The 21,218-nt window shown below is 48.4% G+C and carries 14 protein-coding genes; 11 read left to right on the top strand and 3 right to left on the bottom strand.

The features are described from left to right. Position 1: 1 nt before the first annotated feature. The 7 genes from NBH07_RS07185 to leuB all read left to right on the top strand — a co-directional run bounded on the left by NBH07_RS07185 (position 2) and on the right by leuB (position 10,546). Positions 2-3,550, top strand: coding sequence for an InlB B-repeat-containing protein (locus tag NBH07_RS07185; RefSeq protein WP_156682430.1), 3,549 nt, complete (start codon positions 2-4; stop codon positions 3,548-3,550). 409 nt (positions 3,551-3,959) lie between these two features. After that, the gene (locus NBH07_RS07180; RefSeq protein ID WP_005854473.1) at positions 3,960-5,462 is read left to right on the top strand and encodes a 2-isopropylmalate synthase; all 1,503 of its coding nucleotides are present in this window, start codon (positions 3,960-3,962) and stop codon (positions 5,460-5,462) included. Between the two features lie 14 nt (positions 5,463-5,476). After that, a complete protein-coding gene (leuC, locus tag NBH07_RS07175) occupies positions 5,477-6,874 on the top strand; it encodes a 3-isopropylmalate dehydratase large subunit (protein ID WP_005854474.1) in 1,398 nt (465 codons plus the stop codon). 26 nt (positions 6,875-6,900) lie between these two features. After that, complete coding sequence (gene leuD, locus NBH07_RS07170) at positions 6,901-7,488, top strand: 3-isopropylmalate dehydratase small subunit (protein ID WP_005854475.1); 588 nt, start codon at positions 6,901-6,903, stop codon at positions 7,486-7,488. 2 nt (positions 7,489-7,490) lie between these two features. Continuing rightward, positions 7,491-9,005 carry a hydroxymethylglutaryl-CoA lyase-like TIM-barrel protein gene (locus NBH07_RS07165; protein ID WP_009018114.1) on the top strand — a complete coding sequence of 505 codons (1,515 nt, stop codon included), beginning with the start codon at positions 7,491-7,493 and terminating at the stop codon, positions 9,003-9,005. 20 nt (positions 9,006-9,025) lie between these two features. Next, entirely contained in the window at positions 9,026-9,469 is a 444-nt protein-coding gene (locus NBH07_RS07160; RefSeq protein WP_005854477.1) for a methylglyoxal synthase, read from the top strand. A 15-nt stretch (positions 9,470-9,484) separates the two neighbouring features. Continuing rightward, complete coding sequence (gene leuB / locus NBH07_RS07155; protein ID WP_122246814.1) at positions 9,485-10,546, top strand: 3-isopropylmalate dehydrogenase; 1,062 nt, start codon at positions 9,485-9,487, stop codon at positions 10,544-10,546. A gap of 132 nt (positions 10,547-10,678) precedes the next feature. Here the strand turns inward: leuB and NBH07_RS07150 are convergent, their stop codons facing one another. Further along, positions 10,679-11,500, bottom strand: a complete 822-nt coding sequence (locus NBH07_RS07150) for a tetratricopeptide repeat protein (RefSeq protein WP_122246813.1) — start codon at positions 11,498-11,500, stop codon at positions 10,679-10,681. A gap of 159 nt (positions 11,501-11,659) precedes the next feature. Between NBH07_RS07150 and NBH07_RS07145 the strand changes: the two genes are divergently transcribed. The 3 genes from NBH07_RS07145 (at position 11,660) to NBH07_RS07135 (ending at position 16,248) form a co-directional block, all read left to right on the top strand. Then, a complete protein-coding gene (locus NBH07_RS07145) occupies positions 11,660-12,505 on the top strand; it encodes a mechanosensitive ion channel family protein (RefSeq protein WP_005854480.1) in 846 nt (281 codons plus the stop codon). Positions 12,506-12,997: 492 nt separating this feature from the next. Next, positions 12,998-13,327: a hypothetical protein gene (locus NBH07_RS07140; RefSeq protein WP_005854481.1), complete on the top strand. Its 330-nt coding sequence runs from the start codon at positions 12,998-13,000 to the stop codon at positions 13,325-13,327. Between the two features lie 266 nt (positions 13,328-13,593). Next, on the top strand, positions 13,594-16,248 hold the full coding sequence (locus tag NBH07_RS07135; RefSeq protein WP_156682429.1) for a DUF6383 domain-containing protein: 2,655 nt from the start codon (positions 13,594-13,596) through the stop codon (positions 16,246-16,248). Between the two features lie 108 nt (positions 16,249-16,356). Here the strand turns inward: NBH07_RS07135 and NBH07_RS07130 are convergent, their stop codons facing one another. Then, on the bottom strand, positions 16,357-17,181 hold the full coding sequence (locus NBH07_RS07130; RefSeq protein ID WP_011966674.1) for a hypothetical protein: 825 nt from the start codon (positions 17,179-17,181) through the stop codon (positions 16,357-16,359). An 88-nt stretch (positions 17,182-17,269) separates the two neighbouring features. Here NBH07_RS07130 and NBH07_RS07125 point away from each other — a divergent pair, with 88 nt between their 5' ends. Beyond that, complete coding sequence (locus NBH07_RS07125; protein WP_005854484.1) at positions 17,270-18,700, top strand: CCA tRNA nucleotidyltransferase; 1,431 nt, start codon at positions 17,270-17,272, stop codon at positions 18,698-18,700. 129 nt (positions 18,701-18,829) lie between these two features. On the opposite strand, the gene NBH07_RS07120 is transcribed toward NBH07_RS07125, so the two are convergent. Continuing rightward, a complete protein-coding gene (locus NBH07_RS07120; protein ID WP_009018118.1) occupies positions 18,830-21,043 on the bottom strand; it encodes a RelA/SpoT family protein in 2,214 nt (737 codons plus the stop codon). Positions 21,044-21,218 lie beyond the last annotated feature (175 nt).

Here is a 21,218-nt window from a genome sequence, read left to right as displayed (position 1 = left end):
TATGAAAGTGAATCATATAAAACAATTATTCGTAGCCCTCTTCCTGCTGTTATCGGCGGGAACGGCTACCGCCGCCCAGTGGAAATTGGCGAAGACAAACCTGAACGCCGCCGGCAGTAAGGATACGCTTACGCTGAAGGTATCTGGTAATAACTCCTTTAGTTTCTCCTCCTTCCAGGTGGATTTCACCTTGTCCGAGGGTATCTTGCTAGATGGGACTCCGATCCTCGGCGAGTTGGCTGTTGATCATGCGCTTACGTGGAGCGCGCAAGATGACGGCAGCTTCCGTTGCGTGGTATACAGCCCGAAGAATACCGTGATGAAGGCCCCGGAAGGCACCGTGCTCCGTATCCCGGTAGTGCTGGCGGCCTCTTTTGAGGGAGGAAAGTTCACGGCGAAGAACGGACTCTTGTCTAACAAGGCCTCCAATGGGCAGTCGGTGACGGACTTGAGTGGGGCGGCCCTTACGGTGCATAAGGAACTGAAACATCTGGTGGTGAACGTGTCGGGCTTGGAGCAAGTGGCTAACCCGGCTAAAGCTGCTGGATTGAGCTATACGACCATCCCGGAGGGTAAGACGCTTACGATAGGTTACTTTACGGATGAGGATTGTACGAAACCCGCTACCGATGCGGATCGCAAGAAAGAGGGTATCCTGTATGTCAAGCTATCCTATGCGGGTGACACTGACTACGCTGAGTTCGAGGAGGTCTATGTCATGAGTCTGACGAGCAAGATCGCTATTGACGCAAGTAAAATCACGAAGCCGCAAGCGACAAAGATCAAGGCTGGTCAATTGCTTTCAACTTCTTTGCTGTCCGGCGGTAGCGTGACGGATAAGGATGGATATACGATTGCCGGTACCTTCGTTTGGACGAACGGGAATGCGGTGATGCCGGCCGGGAAGCAAAGCTGTTCCGTCACTTTCTATCCGGATAACTCCTCTTATTACAATACGGCGGAGGTATTCGTGGAGGTTGAGGTAACTCCTACGTATCTAGTTACCGCTGTAGCCATGACCGGTGGTTCCGTAAACGTGCTGGGCAAGACCGAGGATGACGTGTACGTGGAGGGTCAAAAGATCTCTTTGGTAGCCCTGCCTCTGCCCAATTATAAATTCGATAGTTGGTCGGTTACGGGTGTGAGCGAGACCTTGCCGGCGAATGATTCCATCCCCGTTAAGGCGGATAATAATAAGACCTATACGGCGAATTTCTCCCCGATCATGCATACGGTATCGATCGAGACGGCAGGCAACGGCGGTCTCTCGGTTAAGGCGGAAGATGCGGAGGTCGCGTCTGGAGCTTCCTTGCGACAAGGTACGGTCTTGCAAATCGTGGCTACCCCGGACGTGAACTCCCAGTTGAAATCATTGACTATAAACGGAGACTCGCTAAAGGGTAATAAGGTGACGCTAACAGGGGATTTGACGGTCAAAGCCGAATTTGGGCAAAAAGCGGGGGCACTTGTCACCATCAAAGATGTGGCGAACGGCTCTATCTTATTATATAAGGAAAATGGCAGTTTGATCGCTTCCGGCTCAACAGTCCCAATTGGTGATAAGGTGCGTGTAGTTGATCTTCCGGATGCCGGATATCGCTTGAATGACAGTGGTGTCACCTTATCAGGCGTGACCGGTCCTACTACGACGAACTTGTGGACTGTGACAGGCGATGTTACGGCGAATGCCACCTTCACTGCGGTGACCTATGACGTGAAGACCTCTGTCGCAAGCACCGATGGAGCCGCTATTACCGGAGCAACGATTATCTTGAACAAAGAAGAAAACGGTAATTGGGTTGCACTGGCTGAAAATGAGAAATTGGCGTATGGAACGAGAGTACGTGTAGAAGATATCAAAGGGCTAAAAGATGGAGCGAGATTGCTTACCATCTTAGCAGGCGGCAAGGAAGTATCCTTAGATGCGATCTTCACCGTAACCGGCAACTTGACCGTGACTGCCGTGTACGACCATCTGGTGCCGATCAAGAGGGAATACATCTTTTGTCCGTATCAAGAATACTACTATAGTGGCGTATCCCGCCCCTTCATACCATTTGCCTCGCAAACCTATGCGGGCTTCTCATTTAATGTATCGTATATAGCCTCGGATGATAAAGATAAAAAAGAAGTTAAGAAAGCTATTGATGCTGGCGATTATACGGTCGTGTTGAGGCGTGATTCAGATGATTTATATGAGGCGTTTCATGAGGAGTATCCGGATCTAGTGTATCATCCGAATGAAGGAAAAGTAGGCTTGACAATTAAGAGGTCTAAGATCGCAGTAACGGAACAACCAAGTGATGGGAATGGAAAACCGAAAACCCATCCTGCGGAGGGAACTGAGGTGAGCATTGATGTCGATGATACTTATAATGTTTCCGGTGTGACAAAATACGTGATTGAGCCAAAAAGTGACGCGGCTAAGAAGAATTACGAAGGTACGGTTTATTATCATTCTACGAAAGATCCGGTAAACTTATCCTTTGGCGCTTCCATCTTACGTGCGGGAGGGGAACCGGCACCGATGGGCTACGTGCGTGTCACTAATGGCGGTATGCCATACGGCGAAACGGATGGTAAGGTTTCTATCCCCGCCGGTATAACGGTGACGCTGGAGGCAGTGCCTGTGGAAGGCGCTAAGTTCTCTCATTGGTCTGATATTGAGTCTAACCCTGTTGACGCAAAGAAGAACCCTCGGGAATATGTGGTAGCGGAAGGCTCTACGGGGGTTACTCCTGTATTTGTCGGCAAGACAAATCTAGAGTTCAAGTTAGCCAAAACCTCTTCCGTATATAATGGTACGGCGCAAACCGTATCCGTGACAGGCACGGGCAACGAGGCTTGCCAGATCACGTTCTTCTTTGACGAGGCCTGCACGCAACCGGCTGTCTTGAAGAATGCGGGTGATTATTATGTACGTATTTACCGTCCGGCTGATGCGGAGTATAATGAATATAAGACGGAAAAAGGATTGCGTTATACGATAGAGCAAGCTGAACTAGCAGAATCGAAGGTTACATGGCCTGCGGCTTCCGATATCTTGTCTGGCCAAAAACTATCCGAGTCTGTTTTACAAGGCGGGCATGCGGGTATCGTTGCCGGAACATTCGCTTGGAACAAGCCGGAAACAGCGCCTACGTCCACCGATCAGCAAGAGGTTACTTTTACGCCGACCGATCCGAATTATAAGCCGGTTAGTAGCAAGATAGAGGTGAAGGTTGTTTCCGCTACTTCCTCTTCTTCCACGGATCCGGAAACACCGGTCACCCCTGTAGATCCTGTAGATCCGGAGAATCCGGGCCAACCGGATACGCCAACCGGCATCGAGTCCATCGAGGAAGGCATGAGCCTGTATACGGCCAATCAATCTATCTTCGTGAATATGCCTCAGCAGGTAGCCTTGAAGGTAGTCGATGTGTCCGGCATCGTTCTTTACGAAGGTTCGATTCTTGGCAAGGCTGAGATCCCGGTAGGGCATGCCGGAGTCTACTTCGTCCGCTGCGAGGCCTTCGGCGATTCGTTCGTACGGAAAGTCGTGGTTCGCTGATTCTGCCAATGCCCATCGTAAGGTGCTTATGATGGGCATTGTAAACACCTTATACTGCCCATCGTAACAACCCTACGATGGGCAGTGTTATTTCGTAAGGTATACGATCGTTTGGCTTACGGTTTATAATAAATAATAAGTAAAAAACTTCGGATTATATTTGCTGGTCTCGAAAAAGGCCGTATCTTTGCAACGTTCAAACAAAAACAATAAAGACAAGAACAATGACACGCAACTTGCAAAATAGTCTCATTATTTCTCTAAACATTATTCTACTCTGGGAACGGGATAGGAAGTGAGACTGTATGCTTTGCGAGCATTACGATAGATGAAAGAGCCTTTCTCACTTCCTTGTGAGAGAGGCTTTTTTAGTTAGTATAGGATATTAGTAAATTAAGAATATAAGATTATGTCAGACAGATTATTTATTTTCGACACCACCTTACGTGATGGTGAACAGGTTCCGGGATGCCAGTTGAATACAGTGGAAAAGATTCAAGTAGCTAAGGCATTGGAACAGCTAGGTGTTGATGTGATCGAGGCTGGTTTCCCTGTCTCCAGTCCCGGGGATTTTAAGAGTGTGGTTGAGATCTCAAAGGCCGTGACTTGGCCGACCATCTGTGCCTTGACCCGTGCGGTGGAGAAAGATATCGACGTGGCAGCCGAGGCGTTGAAATTCGCTAAGCGAGGACGTATTCATACGGGTATCGGTACTTCTGATTCTCATATCAAATACAAGTTTAACTCCACGAGAGAGGAGATTATAGAGCGTGCGATCGCCGCCACGAAATACGCTAAAAAGTACGTGGAGGACGTAGAATTCTACTGTGAGGATGCCGGGCGTACGGATAATGAATATCTGGCCCGTGTCGTGGAGGCCGTGATCAAGGCCGGGGCTACCGTAGTGAATATCCCGGATACGACAGGATATTGCTTGCCGGATGAGTACGGGGCGAAGATTAAGTATCTGATGGAACATGTGGATGGCGTACATAACGCGATCTTGTCCACCCATTGCCATAATGACTTGGGCATGGCTACCGCGAATACCGTACAAGGCGTGTTGAACGGAGCCCGTCAGGTGGAGGTAACCATAAACGGCATCGGTGAGCGTGCGGGTAACACGTCATTGGAAGAAGTTGCCATGGTTTTCAAGAGCCATAAAGAACGTGATATCATCACCAATATCACGACGAATAAGATCTATAGTACGAGCCGTATGGTTTCTAGCTTGATGAATATGCCGGTACAACCGAATAAGGCTATTGTCGGACGTAATGCGTTCGCTCACTCCTCCGGTATCCATCAAGATGGCGTTTTGAAGAATGCGCAAACCTACGAGATCATCGATCCGAAGGATGTGGGTATTGATGATAATGCGATCGTATTGACTGCTCGTAGCGGTCGTGCGGCGTTGAAGCATCGCCTGCATGTTTTAGGTGTGGATCTGGAGCAGGAGAAATTGGACAAGGTGTACGATGAGTTCTTGAAACTGGCCGATCGTAAGAAAGATATTAATGATGATGATGTTTTGATGTTGGTCGGGAAGGATCGTACGGCCACCCACCGTATTAAATTGGAATATTTACAGGTAACTAGTGGTGTTGGAGTACAATCAGTCGCAAGTATTTGTTTAAATTTGTCGGGAGTAAGAAGATATGAGGCCGCAGCTGGTAACGGTCCGGTTGACGCGGGTATCAAGGCGGTGAAAAAAGCCATTAGTAATAGTGACATGACGATTCAGGAATTCTTGATCCAAGCCATTAATAAAGGTAGCGATGATACGGGCAAGGTGCATATGCAGGTAGAGTATAACGGGGCTACCTATTATGGGTTCTCTGCGAATACCGATATTATCGCTGCTTCCGTGGAGGCTTTCGTGGACGCCATCAATAAGTTTATAGTAGACTAAAAATAGACAAGACAATGAGCAAGACATTATTTGAGAAAATCTGGGACAAACACGTGGTGGACACGTTGCCCGACGGAACCATACAATTGTATATCGACCGTCTGTATTGTCATGAGGTGACTAGCCCGCAGGCTTTCGCCGGATTACGTGTACGTGGATTGAAGCCCTTCCGTCCCGCGCAAATCACTTGTATGCCGGACCACAATATCCCGACATTGAACCAAGATAAGCCTATCGAGGACCCTATATCCAAGAATCAAGTGGATACCTTGGAAGAGAACGCGAAGTATTTCGGCTTGACGTATTACGGTCTTCAACATCCGAAGAATGGTATCATCCATGTGGTAGGTCCGGAGACAGGCTTGACGCAGCCGGGTATGACGATCGTTTGTGGCGACTCCCATACTTCTACGCACGGTGCCATGGGCGCTATCGCCTTCGGTATCGGTACGAGCGAGGTGGAGATGACCTTGGCTACCCAATGTATCATGCAGCGTAAGCCGAAAACGATGCGTATCACGATCGATGGTGTACGCAAACCGGGCGTTACGGCGAAGGACTTTGCTTTATACATTATTAGTAAGATGAGTACCAGCGGTGCTACGGGCTATTTCGTAGAGTACGCTGGCGAGGCGATTCGTAATACGACCATGGAGGAACGTCTGACGATCTGTAACCTTTCTATCGAGATGGGTGCCCGTGGCGGTATGATCGCTCCGGATGATGTTACTTTCGATTATTTGAAAGACCGTGAGTTTGCCCCAAGAGGCGAGGAATGGGAGCGGAAGGTGAGCGAGTGGCGTCAGCTATATAGTGATCCGGACGCTAAGTTCGATAAGGAGATCGTTTTTCACGCCGAGGATATCGACCCGATGGTTACGTACGGTACGAACCCGGGCATGGGTATGAGTATCAGCAAAGATATCCCCTCCTTAGAAAGCGTGCCCGAGGCAGGCCGTATTTCTTATAAGAAGTCTTTGGATTATATGGGCTTCAAGGCAGGCGAGTCTATGTTGGGTAAGAAAGTGGATTATGTCTTTTTAGGTAGCTGTACGAATGGCCGTATCGAGGATTTCCGTGCTTTCGCCTCTTTGGTGAAAGGAAAGAAGAAAGCGGATGATGTAACGGTTTGGCTGGTTCCCGGCAGTTGGCAGGTAGAGCGGGAGATTCGTGCCGAGGGGATCGACAAGGTTTTGGCCGAGGCCGGCTTCGTCCTTCGTCAACCGGGATGTTCCGCTTGTCTGGCGATGAATGAGGATAAGGTTCCGGCGGGTAAATATGCGGTCTCCACTTCCAACCGTAATTTCGAGGGCCGCCAAGGACCGGGTGCGCGCACCATCTTAGCGGGGCCGCTTGTGGCCGCCGCCGCCGCTGTGACAGGTAAGATCACGGACCCGAGAGAACTGATGTAAAGACTAATCTAATAAAGTAGCATAAGATGAAAACAAAATTCAATATAATCACAAGCACTTGCGTACCTCTTCCTTTAGAGAACGTGGATACCGACCAGATTATCCCAGCCCGCTTTCTGAAAGCGACTACCAAAGAAGGGTTCGGCGAGAACTTATTCCGGGATTGGCGATATGATAAGGAAGGTAATAAGATCGAATCATTCGTCTTGAACGATCCTACGTATAGCGGAAAGATATTGGTAGCGGGAAAGAACTTCGGTTCCGGTTCCAGCCGTGAGCATGCGGCTTGGGCGATCGCCGATTACGGTTTCCGTGTCGTGGTCTCCAGTTTCTTCGCCGATATCCATAAAAACAACGAGTTGAACAACTTCGTGCTGCCGGTTGTTGTGACTGAAGAGTTCCTCGCTGAATTGTTCGATTCGATTTACAAGGACCCGAAAACTGAGGTCGAGGTAAATCTACCGGAGCAAACGATCACGAACAAGGCTACGGGCAAAAGCGAGCATTTCGAGATCAACGCCTATAAAAAGGATTGCCTGATCAACGGATTGGACGATATCGACTATTTACTGGCAAATAAATCAAAGATAGAAGCCTTCGAGGCAGCACGCTGATTATGATAGAAATAATGGATACAACCCTCAGAGATGGGGAGCAAACTTCGGGCGTCTCCTTCGCCGCTCACGAGAAGCTTAGCATAGCGCAAGTGCTGCTGAACGACTTAGGCGTGAACCGGGTGGAGATCGCCTCCGCCCGTGTGTCGGACGGAGAGTTTGAGGCCGTGAAGCGTGTAGCCGCTTGGGCCGCCCGTTCCGGAAACCTAGACAAATTGGAGGTCTTGGGTTTCGTGGATGGTACGGTCTCTCTCGACTGGATTGAATCCGCAGGTTGCCGTGTCGTGAACTTGCTTTGCAAGGGCTCTTATAAGCATGTCACCGAACAGCTTCGAAAGACTCCCGAGCAACACGTTGACGATATTCGTACGGTCGTATTGGAAGCGGCGAAACGGAAGATCGACGTGAATATCTATTTGGAGGACTGGTCGAACGGTATCAAGCATTCCCCGGATTACGTATTCTTGGTAATCGATGCGTTGAAAGGACTTCCGATCTGCCGTTTCATGCTCCCGGATACCTTGGGAGTCTTGAATCCCGGAAATACCTACGAGTATTGCAAGATGATGGTGGACCGTTACCCTGATTTACGGTTTGACTTCCATGCGCATAACGACTATGATCTTGCCGTAGCGAATGTATATTCCGCCATCCGTGCGGGTATCAAGGGAATCCATACGACCGTGAACGGTTTGGGAGAGCGTGCGGGTAATGCTCCATTGAGCAGCGTCCTTGCCGTCATCAAGGATCAGTTGGGAGAGGAGACGAACTTGAGGGAGGAAAAGATAAACAAGGCCAGTCGTTTGGTCGAGACCTATTCGGGGGTGCATATCCCGCCCAATAAGCCGATTATCGGAGAGCATGTGTTTACGCAATGCGCCGGTGTCCATGCGGACGGTGATAGCAAGAACAACCTGTATTGCAACGACCTGCTTCCTGAGCGTTTCGGACGGGTTCGCGAGTACGCCTTGGGCAAGACCTCCGGAAAAGCGAATATCCGCAAGAATCTGGAAGCGCTCGGTATCGACATGGATGAGGGCTCGATGCGTAAGGTTACGGAACGGATCATTGAGTTAGGGGATAAGAAAGAAATGGTTACCCCGGAGGATCTTCCTTATATTATCAGCGATGTGCTTCATCATGATAATGCGCTGGAGGATCAGAAAATACGGATCTTGAACTATTCCTTATCCTTGGCCCAAGGGCTGAAACCGGTGGCTACCTTGAAGATCGAGATCAATGGCGAGGCTTACGAGGAATCGGCTTCCGGTGATGGCCAATACGACGCTTTCGTTCGTGCCCTACGCCGGATTTATTCCCGTTTGAACCGCCCGTTCCCGATGTTGACGAACTATTCGGTATCCATCCCGCCGGGAGGACGTACGGATGCGTTCGTGCAGACGGTCATCAGCTGGAATTATGCCGGGGTCGATTTCAAGACTCGTGGTCTGGACGCTGATCAGACTGAGGCGGCGATCAAGGCGACATTGAAGATGCTGAACAAGATAGAGGATTAATAATTAAAAAGGTAAAGGGTATGAAAAAGTTGACTATCGCGCTTGTAGCGCACGACAATCGTAAGGCGGAAATGGTAGAATGGGCGGTACATAACGCTGAGTTCTTGTCTCACCACCATATTGTTTGTACGGGTACGACCGGAAATTTGGTTCGTAAAGCTCTCGAGGAAAAAGGGGTGAACGCGGATATTGCTTGCATGCATTCCGGTCCGATGGGAGGCGATGCTGAGATTGCCGCTATGGTTGTCCGTAAGGAGATCGATTTGGCGGTCTTTTTGATAGACGACTTGAATCCGCAACCGCACGAGGCCGACATCCAGATGTTGCTTCGCCAGTGCCGTGTTCATAACGTACCTATCGCTTGTAACCGTTATAGCGCCGACTTGATGATTACAAGTACCCTGTGGGATGATGACACGTATTTCCCCACGGAGCCTAAGTATGTACATTTTAACAGAGAATAATAACAAACATTTACGATGAAACTGAATATAGCAGTACTTCCCGGAGACGGGATCGGACCAGAGATTTCCGTGCAAGGCGTGGAAGTAATGAGTGCCGTTTGTGAGAAATTCGGACATGAGGTTCACTATGAGTATGCCCTTTGTGGCGCTGACGCGATCGATAAGGTAGGCGATCCTTTCCCGGAGGAGACCTATCGGATTTGTAAGGATGCCGACGCTGTTCTTTTCTCGGCCGTGGGCGATCCTAAGTTTGATAATGATCCGACAGCGAAAGTACGCCCGGAGCAAGGTCTTTTGGCGATGCGTAAGAAGTTGGGCCTGTTCGCTAATATCCGTCCGGTGCAGACCTTCAAATGCCTATTGCATAAATCGCCGTTGCGTGCCGAATTGGTGGATGGCGCGGATTTCTTATGTATCCGTGAGTTGACCGGTGGTATGTATTTCGGTGAGAAATATCAAGACAACGATAAGGCATACGATACGAATATGTATACCCGCCCGGAAATCGAGCGTATCTTGAAAGTGGGCTTCGAGTATGCGATGAAACGGAATAAGCACCTGACGGTTGTTGACAAGGCGAACGTACTTGCCTCTTCCCGTCTATGGCGCCAGATCGCTCAAGAGATGGCTCCTAGCTATCCGGAAGTAACGACAGACTATATGTATGTGGACAACGCCGCTATGCGTATGATCCAAGAGCCGAAATTCTTCGACGTGATGGTAACCGAGAATACGTTTGGTGATATCTTGACGGATGAGGGTTCTTGCATCAGCGGCTCTATGGGCTTGCTGCCTTCCGCTTCAACCGGAGAGAGCACACCGGTTTTCGAGCCGATTCATGGCTCTTGGCCGCAGGCGAAAGGGCTGAATATTGCGAACCCCTTGGCGCAAATTCTTTCAGTAGCGATGTTATTCGAGTATTTCGACCTCAAAGAAGAGGGAGCCTTGATCCGTGAAGCCGTAGACGCTTCCCTCGACGCGAATGTCCGTACGCCGGAAATCCAAGTGGAAGGTGGAGCGAAATATGGAACGAAAGAAGTGGGTAGTTGGATTGTCAATTATATCATGGAAAAGTAGTATAAATGGGCCGATTTCGCACCAGTAGTGGCGCAGGCTCACACGTATAGTGGCATCGGCTCATGCGAGTAGTGGCGTAGGCCAATACCACTACTCGCGTGAGCCGATGCCACTATACGTATAAAAACAGCCTTAACGAGCCATCTTCATCAACTCGTCGATAGTCGTTTTATCATATCCCATATCCTCAGCTTTCTTGAAGTCTAAGGCGGCCGATGCCTTCTCATATTGGGCGAGTTTTACTTTGCCTCGCAATACATATAAAGCGGCTGTCGGAGTACTTTCCACGAAAACACGATTGATATCGGCCATAGCCCGGGCGTTCTTGCCCATCATGAAATATAGATCGGCACGGCCCTCGTATAAGATCCATTCACGGGGCATCTCGCTGATCAAGTAATTAAAGATGCGTTCGCTCTCATCGTAATTCCCCCGTAGCTTTTCGAGAATCGCGTGTCCCAGACGTCCTTTCACGGATTTCTCGTTTACTTCCAGTATCTTATCGAAATCCTGCTCGGCCAAAAGATAGTTCTTATGTTGCAAATGAAGCATTGCCCTGCAATATAACGCCTCTTGATGATGGGGATTCAAGATTAGCAGGGCGTTGTAATCGTTTGTCGCTTTTTCGATGTCACCTATTTCCGTATATAAACCGGCACGATTTTCCAGTATGGCCTCATTATTCGGATGGCGGCTTAGGGCGGCGGTATAGGAGAGAAGGGCATCTTCCAGTTTCCCTTGCCTGCGCTGTATCGTCCCGAGATTCATGAGCAAGGCGTAGTTATTGGGGTTGCCCGGTTCAAGGCGCATGGCGGCTCGTAGGCTCTCTTCGGCGGAGACTAAGTCGTTCTTGTCCAAGAAGTCAAAACTTTTCTCGACAAACTTCTCGTATGTCTGAGCGTGGCCATAGCCTATTGAAAGGAAAAGGGCGGCGAGTATCGCAAGGATTTTCATGCTGTCGAATTTAACGTGTTATTTGATTGATCGCAAAGCTACGTAATTATTTCATGGTTTTACCAGATTAAAAAAACTTTATACCTTTGCTACATTTCATAATATTTTTGGAAGATCAGATTGTTATATAATTAATAGATTAACTAAAATAGAAGAGATATGGTATTATTAGCAGCTGTAGAAGCGAGTTCTAAATTAGAGGAAGCTATCAGATCCTTGGTTGAGCATGGCTCCCAATTGGGTTTTACGATTATTAAAGCCCTTATTGTCTTTTTGGTGGGACGATTGGTTATAAACTTACTTAATAAACTGGTTCGGAAGATATTGAGCAAACGGGATATCGATCCTTCTGTCAAGACTTTTGTCGGCAGTTTGGTGAATGTCAGTTTAACCATTTTATTGATTATTTCAGTCGTAGGGGCGTTAGGCGTTCAAACTACGTCGTTTGCCGCCTTGTTGGCTTCCGCCGGTGTCGCTGTCGGTATGGCATTGAGCGGTAACCTGTCAAACTTTGCCGGTGGATTGATCATCCTTCTTTTCAAGCCTTATAAGGTGGGTGATTATATTGAGGCGCAGGGCGTTGGCGGTACCGTGAAAGAGGTCCAGATGTTCCATACCGTATTAGGTACGGTTGATAATAAGGTCATTTATATACCGAACGGCTCTTTGAGCAGTGGCGTTGTGACTAATTTCAGTAACCAGACGACTCGCCGTGTAGACTGGACTTTTGGCGTGGAATACGGCAGCGATTATGAGAAAGTAAAGCAAGTGATAGAGTCTGTATTGGCGAAGGATTCCCGCATCTTGTCCGAGCCGGCCGCTCCGTTTATCGCCTTGACAGCCTTGGCGGACAGCAGCGTAAACGTGGTAGTACGTGTTTGGGTAAACAGTTCCGACTATTGGGGCGTGTATTTCGATATTAACAAGAATATCTACGCGACCTTCAATGAGGTAGGTATCGGTTTCCCATTCCCGCAACTTACCGTACACCAAGCGAAGGATTGAAGTTCGTGATAATCTATGACTTGTCCTTAAAAGGAATCTTTTTGTTCAAAAATCTTTGAGTTTCGTTAGATGAGCGGTTATTTTATAGATGGTTGAACAAAAAGATTTATCTTTGTGAATCGCAAATTAGAGATTAGACACAGAGTGTATACGATATTACGGAACTTTATTTTATTACTTTAGTATTTTTATTTGATTATATTTAAGTAGAATGATTTAAGGCTCATCCTTATATAGATTAAGGGTGGGCCTCGTTTTTTATAGTAGTGTGTAGAGATTCCACACTCTCGTGGGGAAATTTTCCACATTCCACGGTTTGTTCCACACTTTGGCAACCGAATGATTGATTCTTCGCTTTTGGTTAATTGTCGGATTTACAACTTATTATTCTCTTGTCGTTTTTTAGGGTGAGTTTTGGCACGGAGATTGCACCCTATACTGCGAATTTATGATGTAAGAGAAAAAAGGTTTAGGTATTTAGGTTTTTAAGGTATGAAAAAGATTGTTTACGGGGTTATTGTCGCTTTATGTGGCTTATTTATTGCCCCTGATGTAGAAGCGCAAGCCGGGATGGCCGGTAGCGCTAAGGAAACAGTGGCACAGGATAAATTTTATCCGATCGAGGTAACTGATATGCCCCAAGTATTGCGTGATGCGGTAAATACTTCCTATGAGGGATGTATGGTGAAATCAGTTGAGGTGTCAAACAATAGCACGTTTGTGAAGTATAAGGTAGTATTACTTTCCAGAAATGGTAAGATATATAAGGTCTATTTCGATGACAGAGGTCATGTCGTAAAAGAACATGCTTATTTCGAGTAAGCCTGTGAAGATATTTATTGAGTAGATTAGATTTCCAGCCGTTTTGCCTGTGAAGGTGGAGCGGTTTTTCTCCAAAATATATAGTTTCATGATATTACTATATAAATACACTGTTTACATTTTTAGTAGTATAGTCGTCCTGTTCGTGAGAATAGGACGATTTTTGTTATAAGACGCTAAATCGATTGTTAATCTCATACGCCCTCAAAACCTTTTCTAAACAACCCCTGTTTAGACTGTGATTAATAAATAAAATCTATTTGATTATGGACAAAAAATGTACTCTTATTGCTGCGGCCCTGATGGTTGCGGGCGTATTCTCGGCTAATGCTCAGTCGAGTACGACCGTTCCGGAGGCTCAGTGGAAAGCCGGTAACTATTATTATTTAAAGACAGGTTCTTCCGTTTTGTCTTTAAGTGGTGAGAAAGCCGACTCAGTAATTGTTAAAACTTTGGCGTCAGACGCTACCAAAGCCGCTATTGATTCTGCCTTGTGGCAAATCACGAATGCGGGCACGACTCCTGCTGGTCCTGTGTATCAATTCAAGAACAAGAAGACACAGGCCGTTTTGTCGTTTGCGGCTTCATCTACGGCAAAGCCTGTTATCACATCGGGCGTGAATCAGTGGACATTCTCTGACGCTGCCGGTGGTAGCGCTATTCAGGCTTATTACGGAGACAATCAAATCTTGGCGTTGGATGTAGCTGGGACAGACTTGAGCTTAGGTTCTTCTGCTTCTTCTACGAAATTTACCGTAGAGGCTCCTAGCGACGCTATGTATTTGAGCGCAAGTGAGCTAGGGGATGGTTTCCAAGTCTTTCAATTGACGTTTGGAGGAAATTATCAAGGAAATATCTTCGAGGGTAAGAACTTGATAGCGAAGAATACGGCGGCTCCCGCTACAGGCGCTATTGCGAACGCTAAATATGTGACCTTGCAAATCCAAGGTGACCAAGTATTTAGTGATGGTAAAGCAAAATACTTAGGTGTCGATACATTGAAGAATGTGATCGCCGGTGCTACCGGTGTATATGGGGCTAAGTTTACGGCTGACTCCACCTATGACGCTAGTGGCTTGCATACACTGGGTAACGCTGATTTCCAGAAATTCTATTTCACGATCAACTTGAAGAACGATGCTTTGGCTATGTATGCCGCTGCCGCTCCGACCGTGAACGCAAGTCCGATGACCTCCGTTCCGAACGTACGTGTCGTATATGCCAGCGTGATCGAGACGAAAGCCTTGACCGTATCTGACTTGCAGTCGGGTTCTACTCAACCTGCTCAAGGAGCCGCTCCTGTTATTACCGTAACGAAGGGAACTCCTTCTACGATCGCTACAGGTACAGGCGTATACTTCTTGAAGAGCGCGAGCAAGGGCGATAAGGGCGGACAATACGCTGTCGCTTACGATAAGAGTGCCGCTTCCGATAAATTGGTAACTGCGGCAGGTTTCAAACCTTCTATTTATCAACCGAAGGGACAATGGTATATCAAGGAAAACAACGGAATGTATTCGGTTGTAGACCGTAATACGAATACGACTATTATCTCTAACGAGGAGATCTTCGCCGTTCAAGGTATGGCCAATACCTATACATTTGGGGGTAGCACCGATTCTATTACGGTGGAATATCAAGCGAATGTGGATTTAAAGGATAAATTCTTGGGTACTCGTCACTTCTCTGCGGAGGAACTCGCCGATAATGGTTATGTATTGAACTTGATCTCCGGTACTCCGGGCGTAGACGATCTGTATGCGTTTACTTCAGATTCCGTATTGATGATTAAATCCGGTGACGCAGCGAACGCAGCCGCTCTTCGTATCGTGGTTAGCCAAGATTCCGTACAGAATGTAACGGATGGTTTAGGTGCCCGTGCTTTAGGTGATACCTTGTATCATGCGACTTATATGTTGAAAGAACGTTTCAGCAATGATTTGGTTGCCAGCGAGAATGGCGGACCGTTGAAATTATCTGATTATACCGCTCCGTTGGAATTCGTATTCAATACGGCTACGACCGGTGGCAAATACCAGATGGCTACAAGGGTAGGCGCGACCACCCAATATGTCTTTATGAACGTGAATACGGCGAACCTGATCCTTTCCGATAAGGTTAACTACTTCGACTTTGTCGCTGTAGAGGCTCCGGAGTACGCTTCTATCGACAATTCTCACAAGCGTTTCGGTACGAATGGTAAGTTCTTGGCGATGAATCCGCTGAATTTCTTCGCCGAAGTGAAGAACGAAGGCCAAGATATCTTGAAGTCAACTTATGAGACTGACAACTTCTCTTTATGGGTTCAAGAAGCCGATACCGTGATCGCTGGTAAACCGTTGTATTTCATCACGACATCGATCTATACGCCGGAGACAACTACCAAAGCTGTTTCTCCTCGCTACTATATGGTATCCTTGCGGGATTCTAACGAGACATTCGTTAGCAATGGCGCTACTTACTACCGTGTAGGCTTCAGCGATAAAGCGAATATCGTTCCGTCTTTGGATAACAACGCTTTGTTCGCCTTCAAGACAACTCAGGATGGTGGTTACTTATTGGAGAACCAGAAAGAGCTGAATCGCACTGTGGCTGCGGGCGAGTTGAAGACTCCTTATGTAGGTGTGGTAAACAATGTTGTGGTAATGTCTAATGTTGGCGTTCCGTTCACGATCGAGAATGCTCCGACTCCGGTTTCCAACGAACAATTGGAAGAGGTTGCCAGCTTCACGGTAATCGCTGGCGAGGCTAGCGTTACGGTCTTGAACGCGGCAGGCAAGATGGTTACATTGTCTAACATCTTAGGTCAGACCACCGCTTCCGCTATCGCTTCTTCAGATAACTTCGTGATGCCGGCATCGAAAGGTATCGTGGTAGTTTCCGTTGATGGCGAGACCGCTCAGAAGGTAGTCGTTAAATGATGAATAACTGATAGTGGATATCAGTTTGTATACTAACACCGGGATTCCTACTGTATGGTAGGGGTCCCGGTGCTTTGTTTATAGGTAGGCCATTTGTATGGAGGGATTCTACTCCTCCAGTTTATTCTTTAGATAAGCGATTTTCTTCTCTGATTTCTCTTTCAAGGTGTTCATGCTCTTGATATCGCTTAATACGGTGGCGAGGTTGAAGGTGTTGACGATCGCTTTCTTGTCGGCGTCCGCCATATATATAATGTAAGGCTTGCCTCCCGTGTATTCCACCTTGATCCGCTCTTTCTCGTTATCGTAGATGAACTTGACGGCATCGACGCAGTGCTCCCCCTTGTAGGTCACTACCTCCGTGGTGCTTCCCATATCCTTGAAGCGGTAATTCAGTCCGCCGTCGTACGGGATGGAAGCGGTCTCGGCGAATTGGCCGTCTTTCAGGCTCAGCTTGATTCCCGTATGCTCGATGGGGCGTCCGCCGTAATATACGCTGGCCAGATACATCTCGCCCTCCTCGTTCACGCCGCAACGTACGTAACAACGTTGCACGTTGCGCTCGATCGTCTGCTGTTTCCAGATATAATTGCCGATTTCCTCGTAAACGGAATCCTTCTCGAAAGCGAAGCCTTTCTTCAATCCCTCTACTTCCTCCAGCTTGATAGGGAGTAAGCTGTCGCAGAAAGCGATGTTGCGCTCCGCCTCCTTTACTTCTACTTGGCGCATAAGCGTTAATCCTTGCTTCAGTACCTTTACTTCCTTGGGATAGAGCGCCCGGATACTGTCTATCTCGTTCTTCGCCCCGAAAAACTCGTTATTCTCGTACATGGCCCGGGCCTTGTCCAAACGGGCCTGAGCCGCTTTCTCGTCTCCGTTACAGCCCGTTAAAATAGCGGCAATGAGCGTTATACAGATCGCTAACTTTTTCATATCTTTCTCGTTCAATGTATTTGATACCGCAAAAGTACATGAAATTTGATTATCTTTGCGCTCTTTATTGGATTTGGAATACATAAATATGTATATAAACGAGGAAGAGATAGTAAATCATATATCCGCGAAGCCTTTCCATTTGATATCGGAGGCGGCGGAAGAGCTAGGTGTTGAGGTATATGTAATAGGCGGATATGTGCGGGATATTTTCTTGAACCGCCCATCCAAGGATATAGACGTGGTAGCGGTTGGCAGCGGTATCGAGTTGGCCAAACGAGTGGCCAAAAAGATCGGGCGTGGCGCTTATCTTTCCGTCTTCAAGAATTTCGGGACGGCGCAGGTGAAAGCCGGCGATCTGGAGCTGGAATTCGTGGGGGCAAGGAAAGAATCCTACAGCCATGACAGCCGTAAGCCTGTCGTGGAAGACGGCACCTTGGAGGATGACCAGAACCGCCGCGATTTCACGATCAACGCCTTGGCCCTTTGCCTGAACAAGGAGCGTTACGGAGAATTGGTCGATCCCTTCGGCGGGTTGGAGGATATGGACGAGCTTACGATCCGTACGCCTTTAGACCCGGATGTTACTTTCAGCGATGATCCGCTCCGGATGATGCGCGCGGTTCGTTTCGCCACTCAATTAGGTTTCTTTATCGATCCCGATACCTTCGACGCCATCATCCGCAACCGGGAGCGTATCTCCATCATCTCCAAGGAGCGTATCGTGGACGAGTTGAACAAGATCGTCCTCTCGCCAAAGCCCTCTATCGGTTTCGACTTGCTGGATAAATGCGGACTGTTGCCATTGATTTTCCCCGAGCTTTGCGCCTTGAAAGGCGTGGAGACCAAGGAGGGGATCGGGCATAAGGATAATTTCGCCCATACCTTGATGGTGCTGGATCGTTTGAGCAAGACTTCTGATAATCTATGGCTGCGTTGGAGCGCCCTCTTCCACGATATCGCCAAGCCTGCCACGAAGCGTTTCGACCCTCGCTTGGGATGGACGTTCCATAATCATAATTTTATCGGCGAGCGGATGATCCCCGGTATTTTTAGGAAGATGAAACTCCCGATGAACGAGAAGATGAAGTACGTGCAGAAGATGGTAAGCCTGCATATGCGTCCGATCGCCTTGTCGGACGATGAGGTGACGGATTCGGCGATCCGCCGTCTGCTGTTCGATGCGGGAGATGATATCGACGATTTGATGAAACTGTGCGAGGCCGATATCACGAGCAAGAACCCGGAGAAGGTTCGCCGTTTCTTGAACAATTTCCGAAAGGTGCGTGAGAAGCTGGCCGATATAGAGGAAAAAGACCGTGTCCGTAACTTCCAGCCTCCGGTATCCGGCGAGGAGATCATGGAGACGTTTGGCTTGGCTCCCTCCAAGCCTGTCGGCGTGCTGAAAGAGGCGATCAAGAACGCCATCCTCGACGGCGTGATCCCGAACGAGTATGAGGCGGCCCGGCAGTTCCTAATACAACGTGCGGAGAAGATGGGGCTGAAGCCGATTCTGTGATCCGGGTATAGTCACAAGGCCCAGCCGTACAGTTGGCCCAGTCCCCTGTACGAAGTACTGCGGTACTTCCTAGAGGGTACTGTAGTACTTCGTACAGAGTACTACGGTACTTCGTGCACAGTACACTATCTAAGAATTTAATCGCTCTACCGTTTTCACGCCGTTTACCGCCTTGATCTTTTTCGTCAGCAAGTTTAATGCGGTCGTATCTCTTACCAATACGGTAAAGTTACCTTGGAATAATCCGTCTACCGAGTTGATGTTTAAGGAGCGAAGCGTGACGTTCGATTCCTTTCCGATCACGGAGGTGATGTTGGTGACGATCGCTATATCGTCCCGTCCGATCACCCGCAACGTAACCGTATAGCCATTGTCTCCCTTGCCGCTCCATTTTGCGCGGATGATCCGGTAACCGAAGCGGCTGAACATCTCTTGGGCGTTCGGGCAATCCATGCGGTGTATCTTGATACCTTGCGTGGAGACGAAACCGAAAACCTCGTCGCCATAAATCGGGTTGCAGCATTTGGCGAGTTTATATTCGATACCCGTCAGGTTCTTGTCGATCACCAAGACATCCTTGTTCGTCGATATCTCCTCCACCGGAGTCGTGGTCACGAATTCCTCCGCGCTACGCACCTCGGTGCGCTCGTTCGTCTCCGTCTCCTTGCGGAAAGCCTCCAGATATTCGTCGATTACTTGGTTGGGATCGAGGCGTTCCTCGGCGATCTCGATGTAGAAGTCCGTGACGGTCTTGAATCCTTTCTTCTTGATATAGCGCATCATGGTTGGCTCGTCCATGTCGATCTTCCGGTTCTTGAAGCGGCGCTGCAACATCTCCTTGGCGAACTCCACGGCCTTCACGGTCTCCTCCTTCAAGGCCTGCTTGATCTTCACGCGGGCCTTGGAGGTGACGACGAAGTTCAGCCAATCCCGCTTCGGGCTTTGCGCCGGCGACGTGATCACGGATACGCTATCGCCGTTGTTCAAGGTGTATTTGATCGGTACGTTCTTCCCGTTCACTTTAGCCGATACGCATTTGCTTCCCAGCTTCGTGTGGATGGCAAAGGCGAAATCGAGGACCGTCGCTCCCTTGGCCAGCTTGATAAGCTCGCCGGTAGGCGTGAAGACGTAGATCTCATCCTTATATAGATCCATCTTGAAATCCTGCATCAAGTCGAGCGGATTATTCTCCTTGGCCTCCAAGGCGGCACGTACGGTATTCAAGAACTCGTCTAGCCCGCTCTCCGCTTTCACGCCCTTGTATTTCCAATGCGCCGCCAGGCCTCGCTCGGCGATCTCATCCATCCGCTTCGTACGGATCTGCACCTCCACCCATTTATTTTGCGGGCCCATCACCGTGATGTGCAAGCTCTCGTAACCGTTGGTCTTCGGGATGGAGATCCAGTCCTTCATACGCTTCGGGTTGGGCTGGTACATATCGGTGACGATGGAGTAGACTTGCCAGCATTCCGAGCGTTCCTTCTCCAGCGGCGTATCCAATACGATCCGGATAGCGAAAAGATCGTAGATACCCTCGAATTCCACCTGCTGCTTTTTCAACTTGTTATTAATGGAATGTATGGATTTGGTACGCCCCTTGATATCGAACTTGAATCCTGCCGCTGCCAGCTTCCGCTTGATCGGGGCGATGAACTCGGCGATATAAGCGTCGCGGGAGCGTTTCGTCTCATTCAGTTTCCGTTTGATGAAGTCATACTGTTTCCTGTCCGTGTATTTCAGGGAAAGGTCTTCCAGCTCGCTCTTGATCGTATATAAGCCCAACCGGTGGGCGAGGGGAGCGTACAAATAAGAGGCCTCGGTAGCCAGCCGGATACGATCATCCTCTTGCATCTGTTTTCCCATACGCATGAGGCAGAGGCGGTCGGCGATCATAAGCAAGATCACACGTACGTCCTCGGCAAACGAGAAAAGCAAATGATGGAAATTCTCCGAGTTGACGGCGGTGTTCCGGGCATACAGGTCGGAGGTCTTCAAGAGGCGACGGATGATCAAGGTCACGTCCGCTCCGAATTTCTGCTCCACTTCCTCTATCGTGATCGCCTTCTTCAATACCGGGCGGTATAATAGGAGGGCGATGACCGAGGTACGTTTCAAGCCAATCTCCAAGGTGGCGATCAAGGCCGTGTCAATATTTCGCAATAAACCGTTGATACCATTCTTATCCCTGCCGTAGCAATCGAGGGCGACAACCCGCTTCATCAGCTCCTTCATCTTCCGGATATCTTCCCTCTCGAGGAAAGAGTAAAGGTTTCGTAACAGGAGCCTGTATTTGGAGAAGAACAGCTTCTTTTCCTCAGACGTAAAGAATCCAATTGTATCCATAGTTATATCATTTTTATTGCCCGGTTGAGGACAAACCGCAAAACATGCTGTAAAAATACTTTTTTCTATGGAATTTCAACATGTATCTTGCGGTTATTTTATACATTTGCGATACACATAGCGCATAAGTGCCCTGTGGTGTTACTGATGAGATTATTCACATTAAATACTATAC

Source organism: Parabacteroides sp. B2-S-102 (assembly GCF_023656665.1).
In the GTDB taxonomy this organism is placed as follows: domain Bacteria; phylum Bacteroidota; class Bacteroidia; order Bacteroidales; family Tannerellaceae; genus Parabacteroides; species Parabacteroides distasonis.
Note: the sequence above shows the minus strand (reverse complement) of the source record. Positions and strands in the feature narration are given on the sequence as shown.